Origin of the sequence: Halomonas sp. DP5Y7-2 (genome assembly GCF_019802025.1) — a bacterium.
Classification (GTDB): Bacteria; Pseudomonadota; Gammaproteobacteria; order Pseudomonadales; family Halomonadaceae; genus Halomonas; species Halomonas litopenaei_A.
Window position 1 is genome coordinate 1 of record NZ_JAHVHY010000013.1, and the last position, 9,003, is coordinate 9,003.

The 9,003-nt window shown below is 66.1% G+C and carries 1 protein-coding gene; it reads left to right on the forward strand.

The window, feature by feature from the left end; translation table 11 throughout:
* Positions 1-26 precede the first annotated feature (26 nt).
* On the forward strand, positions 27-9,003 hold an 8,977-nt coding region (locus KUW18_RS19515; protein WP_222562189.1), incomplete at its 3' end, for a DUF637 domain-containing protein.

Sequence of the window (9,003 nt, forward strand, 5' to 3'; positions counted from 1 at the left end):
GCCATGCCCTCCAGGAGGGACGTTTGATGAACCCACGCCGTCCGCTGTTTCGCCATCTGGCCATCGTCATGATCAACGCCCTGTTCTGGCATCCCGTGGTGGTGCTGGCAGACGGCATCGTGGTGGCGCCGGGGGGCAACACCCGGCTCGATCAGGCGGGCAACGGCGTGCCGGTGGTCAACATCGCCACCCCCAACGACAAGGGGCTCTCCCACAACCGCTTTCGCGACTACAACGTGGACGCCCGCGGGCTCATCCTCAACAACGCTACCGGCAAGACTCAGTCGACCCAGCTTGGCGGCATCGTGGTCGGCAATGCCAATCTGCGCGGTCAGGCGGCCCAGGTCATCCTCAATGAGGTCAATGGCGGCAATCCGAGCCGACTGGCGGGCTACACCGAAGTGGCCGGCCAGGCCGCCAAGGTGGTGGTGGCCAACCCCTACGGCATCTCATGTGATGGCTGCGGTTTCATCAACAGCCCCCGGGTCACCCTGACCACCGGTGCGCCGGTGATCGAGGATGGCCGGCTGGACCACTACGCGGTGGACCAGGGGCAGGTCGCCATCGAGGGGCTGGGGCTGGACGCCCGTGAGGTGGATCAGTTCGAGATCCTTACCCGGGCCGCGGCGCTCAACGCCGAGCTGCACGCCCAGGACCTGACGATCGTCGCAGGTGCCAACGATATCGATGCCGCGAGCCTGAACGCCACGCCTCGCAGTGGCACAGGGTCCCGTCCGGCCCTGGCCATCGATTCCTCCGCTTTGGGCGGCATGTACGCCGAGCGCATCCGCCTGGTCGGTACCGACGCCGGGGTCGGCGTGCGCCTGGCCGGTGACATGGCCGCCAGTGCCGGCGACATTCGCATCACCGCCGATGGCCAGCTGAGGCTTGCCGACGCCTCGACCCCTGCGCGCCTGATCACCCAGTCCAGTGACGCTAGCTTTGGGGGTGACGTGCATGCCGACCAAGGGGCCGACATTCAGGCCGACAATGCCCTGGACATCTCTGGCCGGCTGACCAGCGGTGGGGATATCGCGCTGTCAGCGCAGCGCCTGACCACCACCGGTGATGTAGTGGCCGGCGTCCGCGGCGGACAGCGACGCGCGGGGGCTGAGCTTGCGATCACCGCCGCCACCCTGGACAACCGTGGCCGACTCGACGCCAGTGACCGTCTGGCCGCGACCTCCGGCGTGACCCACAACCGAGGCCAGATGCTGGCAAGCGAGCTGGCGCTGACGTCGCGCCAGAGTCTGGACAATGGCGGAGAGATCCTGGCGGACAGCGTGTCCCTGAACGCCACCCAGCTCACTAACCAGGGGCTGGTGGAGGGACAGCGTGTCGCGCTGACAGCGGATGTCATCGACCAGCAGGGGCGTGTTCAGGCCGATCACGCCAGCCTGAGCGCCACGCGCATCGATAATCAGGGCACGCTGTACGCCGAGCGGCTGGCGCTGTCGGCCCCGGACCTGATCAACCGTGGAGACCAGGCGACCCTGTCCGCCGGTAGCGCCCTTGAGCTCGAGACGCGACGCCTGGCCAACCTGGGCGGCTCGCTGGTGTTCGCCCCGGGGCAGGATCTGCGACTCGACCTGGAGCGCTTCAACAACCAGGGCGGGCGCGTTGTTCTGGACGGCTCGCTCAAAGGTGACATCGGTCAATGGAACAATGCCGAGGGTCAGCTGGCGGCCAAGGACATCGCCTTGAGCGCGGCCTGGGTCGATAACCGCAGTGGTCTGATCAGCGCCGAGACCGGTGCGCTGGCGCTGGCCAGCGACGGGGAGATCATCAATACCGGGGGCACGTTGCAGGCCCGTCAGGGCTCGCTGACGTTGACCGCGGCGGAACTCGACAACCAGGGCGGCAAGGCCGTTGCCGCCGGCGCCCTGAACGTGAGCCTGAGCGAAAGCCTGGATAACGCGGACGGTCGCATCAGTGCCGGGCAACTTGCCATCGTCGCCCGGCATCTCGAGAACCCAGGGGGCCAGGTGGTGGCCGACGGCGACCTGACGGCCACCCTGAGCGGCCACCTGGCCAACCGCGACGGCGGCACCTTGGGCGCCGAGCGGGTCGTGCTCACCACAGGGCAGTTCGATAACCGTGATGGCGCGCTGTTGGCAGGCGATGTGCGGATCCACAGCCAGACCCTGGACAACGCCCGGGGCATGATCAGTGCCGACGATGCTCTGGCGCTGACGGTGACCCAGGCGCTGGCCAACCGTCAGGGCCAGATTCAGGTGGTCGAGGGAGGTCTCGAGGCGCGCCTGGGCAGCCTCGACAATCAGCAGGGAACCCTGGTCGCCAGGCGGCTCAGCGTGGCCTCGCAAGGCGCCGTCGACAATCGTCAGGGGCAGCTGGTCGGCGACGAGCTGCGCCTGGATGCAGGGAGCCTGGACAATCGCCAGGACGGCCGCCTGACCGCCTCCTATCTGACGCTGGCCATCGATGACGCCCTCGATAACCAGGGCGGGGTCCTCGACGCCGACCACGGCGAGCTGCAGGTCGCGGCCCGGCGTCTGGACAATCGTGGTGGCACCCTGAGCGCCGGCCAGCTGGATCTGGACCTTGGCCTGGACCCGGACCAGGGCATCGACAATCGCGACGGCGGCCTACTGCTGGCCGATGACCTGCGCCTGACGGCCGGGTCGCTGTCCAACACCCAGGGGCGGGTACTGGGGCAGTCGCTGGTGCTGACCTTGGCGGAACTGCATAACGCCGGGGGGCTGATCAGTGCCACGCAGGCGCTGGGTCTGGCGCTGAACGGCGCGCTCGACAACCAGGGAGGACGGCTGCAGGTCACCGACGGACAGCTGCAGTTGAGCGACGCCACCCAGGTGGATAACCGCCAGGGCGTGCTGGTAGGCCAGCAGTTGTCCCTCGTCAATATCGGTCGGCTGGACAATCGACAGGGCCAGCTCGTCGCCGATGGGATCCGCGTGGCGGCGACCACCGTCGATAACACGCAGCAAGGGCTGATCAGCGCCGCCGAGACGCTGGACCTGACCGTTCAGGAGGACCTGGTCAACGCCTCGGGCACGCTGGAGGCCGCTCGGCTGAATGTCGCGGCCACCCGCGTCGACAACACCCAGGGCAGGCTGCTGGCGGACCGGATCGGGCTGAGGGCAACGACCCTTGGCAACCAGGGCGGCGCCATTCTGGCCGAGCGCGACGGCGCGGTGATCACCCTCACCGGTCAGGACGCTGCGCTTAATAACGCCGACGGTGTGATCGACGTGGCCGATGGCACGCTCGCCATCGTCGCGGCCGAGGGGGCGATCCACAATCAGGCCGGGTCGATCAGCGCCGACCGGCTCACCCTTGAGGCCGCGAGCCTTGATAACCACGACGGTCAGCTGGCGGCGGTGCAGGGCAATGCCGCCATCACGGCAGACCGGCTCGACAACCAGGCCGGCCTGCTGGCCGCCCAGGGCGGCGAGCTGACGCTGGACATCGCCACCGTCGACAATCGCGCAGGCCGTCTGCAGGGCGACGGCGTCCGCCTGACCGGGGCGCGCCTCGATAACCGTCAGGGCACGCTGACCGCGGTGGAGCGTGACCTGGAGGTGCAGCTCAGCGGAGCGCTGGATAACGGCGACGGACGAATGCTGGCCAATGGCGTGCTGGGGGTGGACAGCGCGGCCCTGACCAACCTGGGCGGTCAGCTGGCCGGTCGTGGTCTCAGCCTGACCACCGGCATGCTCGACAACCAGCAAGGCCTGGTCGAGTCCAGCGCCGCGCTGAGCGTTGACGTCGATGGCCTGGCCAATGGCGGCGGCACGCTAAGAAGCCTGTCTGGTCAGACGACGACCCTCAGCGCGCGTCAGCGCCTGGACAACCGTGGCGGCGTGATCGAGCTGGGGAGCCGCGACGCCCGTGTGAACGCTGCGGATATCGACAACCGCGATGGAACGCTACGCCATGATGGTGACGGGGTGGTGCAGCTGGTGGCCGAGCAGTTGGCCAACCTCAACGGCCGCCTTCAGGGAACCGGTGGCGTCAGTGCCGAGCTTGGCCGTGTCGAGGGGGTAGGGCAGTGGCAGGCCAATGGTCCGCTGGTCCTCGCCAGTGACGCCGCGCTGAGCGTCGGCCAAAGCGAGCGTCTGTCCAGCGCCATGGCCTTGAGCCTACGGACGGCGGGGCTGGTCAATGCCGGTCTGGTGGCGGCCAACGACAGCCTGACCCTGACGCTGGACGGCGCGCTGAACAATACCGGGCAGCTGTCGAGCCAGGGCCGTCTGGAGGTGACCGCCACCGGCCTGACCCAGGACGGCGGGCGCATCGCCAGTGCCGGCGACGCTTCCTTCCGCTTGAGCGGTGATGTGACCAACCTGGGACGCCTGACCAGCCAGGGCGACATGACCCTGAGCTCGGCCTCGCTCGATAACCAGGGCACCCTGGGCAGCCTGGGCGACCTGCGCCTGGATAGCGCCAGCATCACCAATGCCCCCGATACCCTGCTGTTCGCCGGTGGCGACATGACGCTGCATACGCAGCAGCTGTTCAACCGCTATGGAGACATCTATAGCCGGGGCGACCTGACCCTGGCACGCAACAGCGCCTTGGCCAAGGCGGACCGGCTGGAAAACCGCTCCGGCACCATCGAGGCCGAGGGGGATATGACGGTCGCGGTGAGCAATGTCACAAATACCGTTGATGCGTTTTCTACAGAGCAACAGCTGGTAGGTCGTGAAGTTTCGGGCACTCAGTACGAAGTTCGTATGTATCGCAAAACGGTGGACCACGACGGCCATGATGGGAGCGGAGCGACAGAAACCATCACGCTTCTGGGCACTATCGATCATTTCGGTGAATACCAGCTCGTTGAGCGCTTCGAAAATAGTGTCAGCCTGGAGTCCGCTGCTGCCGAAATAGTGGCCGGGGGTAATGTCACGTTGCTCACCGATGAACTGGTGAATGATGCCAGTATCATCGCTGCCAACGGCGATGTGGTGATTCGTACTGACACCTTGGAAAATACCGGCCGGTCCAACACCTTGGTCGAAAAAACCACCGTGTTGGCAACGGACGAAGACGCACTAGCCTGTACAAAGAGAGAAAACTTTAATCGCTGCATGGGCTATAGCGGCAGCGGTGGCCGTTTCTATCGATTGTTCATTGATGAATCCAACTCTCGATTCGATAGCTGGAATACAACGAGTGGATTTGATAGCAGCAACACGCTTCTTCCTCTTCCTTTTCTCACTGATGATGTGGTCAAGGTCAGCGAGGTGGAAACCCGCACCATTCTCCCTGGTGGTGCTCCCGCCGTGATTTCCGCCGGTGGCCGTGTCTCCATTACCGCCACCGAGCAACTCCATAACGGAGATATCCAGGAACATACCCTGGCCCAGTTGCAGGGGCGTCTTGGTGATGCGGCGACCCAGGGGCCGGTTTCCACGCTGTCCATGACCCTGGGCCGTGATGCCGACCAGGCCAGTGCCCAGGGGCTGAACGCGCCATCGCGAGTGGACCGCAGTGGTGCCAGCCGCGATGCGTCGCTGGTGGATATCGGCGCAACGCCAAGCACCGCTGGCGGGGGGCTTGACGGTGCACTGGACGCCAGCGTGGGCGCTGGCTTTGACGCGGGAGGCGGCGTCTGGGTCTTCGACGACGCGCCCTTCCTGCGGGTCGATATCGCGCAGACGCCGTCCTTCCGGCTGCCGGAAGGTGACTATGGCCTGTTCGTGCGCGCCCCCGAGGCCCAGGGGCGCTATCTGGTCGAGACCAACCCGGAATTCACCAACCTCGAGCAGTGGCGCGGTTCCGACTACCTGCTCGACAAGCTCGGCTACACCGACGACGAGGCCTATCGGCTGCTCGGCGATGGTCGCTATGAATCCCGGCTGATCCGCCAGGCGGTGTTGGCCACTACCGGCCAACGCTATCTCAGTGAGGGGCTGGGCGATGACTACGCCCAGTATCGCTACCTGATGGATAACGCCCTGGCCTCGAAGGACCGTTTGTCCCTGGCGTTGGGGGTGGGCTTGAGCCCCGAGCAGGTGGCGGCGCTGACCCACGACATCGTCTGGCTGGAGGAGCGTCAGATCGACGGCCAGACGGTGCTCGCGCCAGTGCTGTACCTGGCCAACCTGGACAGCCGAGACGTGCGCGGTGGTGGGGTGATCCAGGGTCGTGACATCGACCTGATCAGCGGCGGTGACTTGGTCAACGTCGGCACCCTTCGCGCCACCCACGACCTCAATGCCTACGCCGCTGGGTCCGTGCTGCAGGGCGGCCTGGTCGAGGCCGGTGACGCCCTGAACCTCACCGCCCGCGACGATATCCGCAACGCCATGGGTGGGCAGATTCGCGGGGACCGGGTCAGCCTGACCGCCGTTTCCGGCGACGTGGTCAACGACCGCTTAAGCGTGGCCGCTGGCACCTCACGGGACTATCGCAGCTATCTCGACCAGGGCGGCAGCATCAGCGCCCGTGATCAACTCGACATCCAGGCCGGGCGTGACGTGGTCAACCGTGGCAGCGTGACCAGCGGTGCTGACCTGTCCGTGACCGCCGGTCGTGACATCGTGGCCGGGGCCGTGGTGGACGTCAGCCACTGGCAGGATGCCCGCGGTCGCGATCGTCAAGACAGCGCCACTACGCTCGGCTCAACCACCACCGCCGGGAGCGATCTTACCTGGCAGGCCGGACGGGATATCGCGATCGACGCCAGTCAGGTCTTAAGCGGTGATGACCTAGTGCTGGCCGCCGGACGCGACATGGCCATTGTCTCTGGCGAGAACAGCGACGCCAGCCGCGACGTCAGCCGCCGCCAGATCACCACCACCGACAGCGTGACCCAGGTGGGCAGCGCCCTTGAGGCGGGAGGCAGCGCGAGCCTTAGCGCCGGAGGCGATATCGGCCTGCTCGCCAGCCGCGTCGAGGCCGGCGAGGGACTGGGCCTGGTCGCCGGCGGCGACATCACCCTGGCGTCCGCGGCCAACTCCAGCGAGAGCCACACCCGCAAGCCCAACAAGACCTACGACACCCGCACAGTGCGTCAGCAGGGCAGCGAGCTGGCGGCCGGCACCGACCTGACGGTGGCCGCCGGGGGCGATCTCACCCTGGTGGCAAGCACCGCCAGTGCCGGTGATGAGGCGTATCTGTATGCCGGTGGCGACGTGGCCCTGCTGGCTGCCAACGACGAGGATTACTCCCGCTACGAGAAGAACGAGAGCGGCGGCCTGTTCGGCGGTGACAAGCATCGTCTCGATGAAGTGCAGGACCTGCGCGCCCAGGGCAGCGAGATCGCCAGCGGCGGTGACCTGATCATCGTCAGCGACGGCGACCAGACCTATGAAGGCGCCCGACTCGATGCGGGCAACGACCTGGTGCTGGACAGCGGCGGCGAGATCACCTTCGCCCATGCCCGCGACCTGCATAGCGAGACCCATGAGAAGAGCTCGAGCAATGCCGTCTGGCAGTCGGCCAAGGGCGAAGGCGAGACCGTCGAGACCCTGCGTCAGAGTGAGCTGGTGGCCCAGGGGGAGCGGATCATCCGCGCCGCCCAGGGCGTTAACGTCGACATCGAGCAGGTCGATGAGCAGAGCATCCACCAGACCATCACCGCCATGGTCGAGGCCGATCCGAGCCTAGCTTGGCTGGCCGAGATGGAAGCCCGTGGCGACGTCGACTGGCGCGCGGTCAAGGCCCTCCATGACCAGTGGGACTATGACCACTCGGGCATGAGCGCCGCCGCGCAGCTGGTGGTGGCGATTGTGGTGGCCTACTACGTCGGCCCCATGGCCACCAAGCTGGTCGCGGGTGGTGCGTCAACTGGCGCCCTGGCGGCTGGTGGCTGGGCCAATGTAGCGGCTGCTACCTCGCTCACCAGTGTGGCCAGCAACACCGCCGTCAGCACCATCAATCAACAGGGGGACCTCGGCGAGGCTTGGGGCGACGTGACCTCCAGTGATGCCCTGCGCGGCTACGCTGTAGCGGGCATGACCGCCGGGCTGACCAACGGCCTGTACGACGGTTGGACCGGCACCCAGACAGGCCTGACAACTGGCCTGCCCAATAGCGGGACGGTCACAGGCGCTCCCCTTGGCACCTGGCAGGGGGCGGGCCAGTTCGGCGCCAATCAGCTGTTGCAGAACACCACCTCCGCGCTGCTGGACCGGGCGCTTGGCGGTGACGCTGCGCTGGGCGACGCATTTCAAGCGAGTCTGGCCAACACCTTCGCCGCCGCTGGTTTTAACGCCATCGGCAATACCTCCCTTGAAAACGGCAGCCTGAACAAGGCCGCCCTGCATGCCGTTATGGGCGGCCTTGCCGCCGAAGCCGCGGGCGGTGACTTCACCACCGGCGCACTGGCCGCCGGGGCCAATGAACTGCTGGTCGACAAGCTCGCTGGAGAGTACAGCGACCTGGACCAGGCCGACAAAGGCCGGCTTTTGGTAATGAACTCCCAGATCATTGGCGTCATTGCCGCCGAGATCGCCAGCAACGACGACAGTGAGCTGCAGATCGGTGCCCAGGTGGCGGGGAGTGCGACGCAGTATAACCGGCTGCTGCATCCGCAGGAGCGGGAGGTTTTGGCAGACCGGTCTCGCGAGCTAGCAGCGGAGCGGGGTGAACCTAGTATTGGTGATCTGAGCTGGGACGATATGTTCGCGCTGGTCTCTGGCGCTCAGTTGGACGCTAGCCAAACCACCGCCTTCAGTGACTTGCTCGTCAGCTTGGACACATCCAGCAATGCAAACAACCCACAGTATGCGAGATTCCTGAGTGACCTTCAGGTCGCACAGGCCGCCTACAATGAAATAAGGCAACAGTACGCTGGTCAGCCGCTCAGGTGGAGTGATGGAGAAGTTATCGTCGCTCACGGTAAGCCAGTGGTCATGTTCCAAGCCAGCGAGGCCCAGTACCAAGATGGCAGCCTGTTTGGAACGGTGGAGTCGAGTTACTGGGGAACTGGCCTCGACTCAGCGTATAGTCTGGGAGCAACTGTCCAGCATCAGGACGAGATGGCTTCGATTGGCAGCGCTGGCTCCGCCGATACCA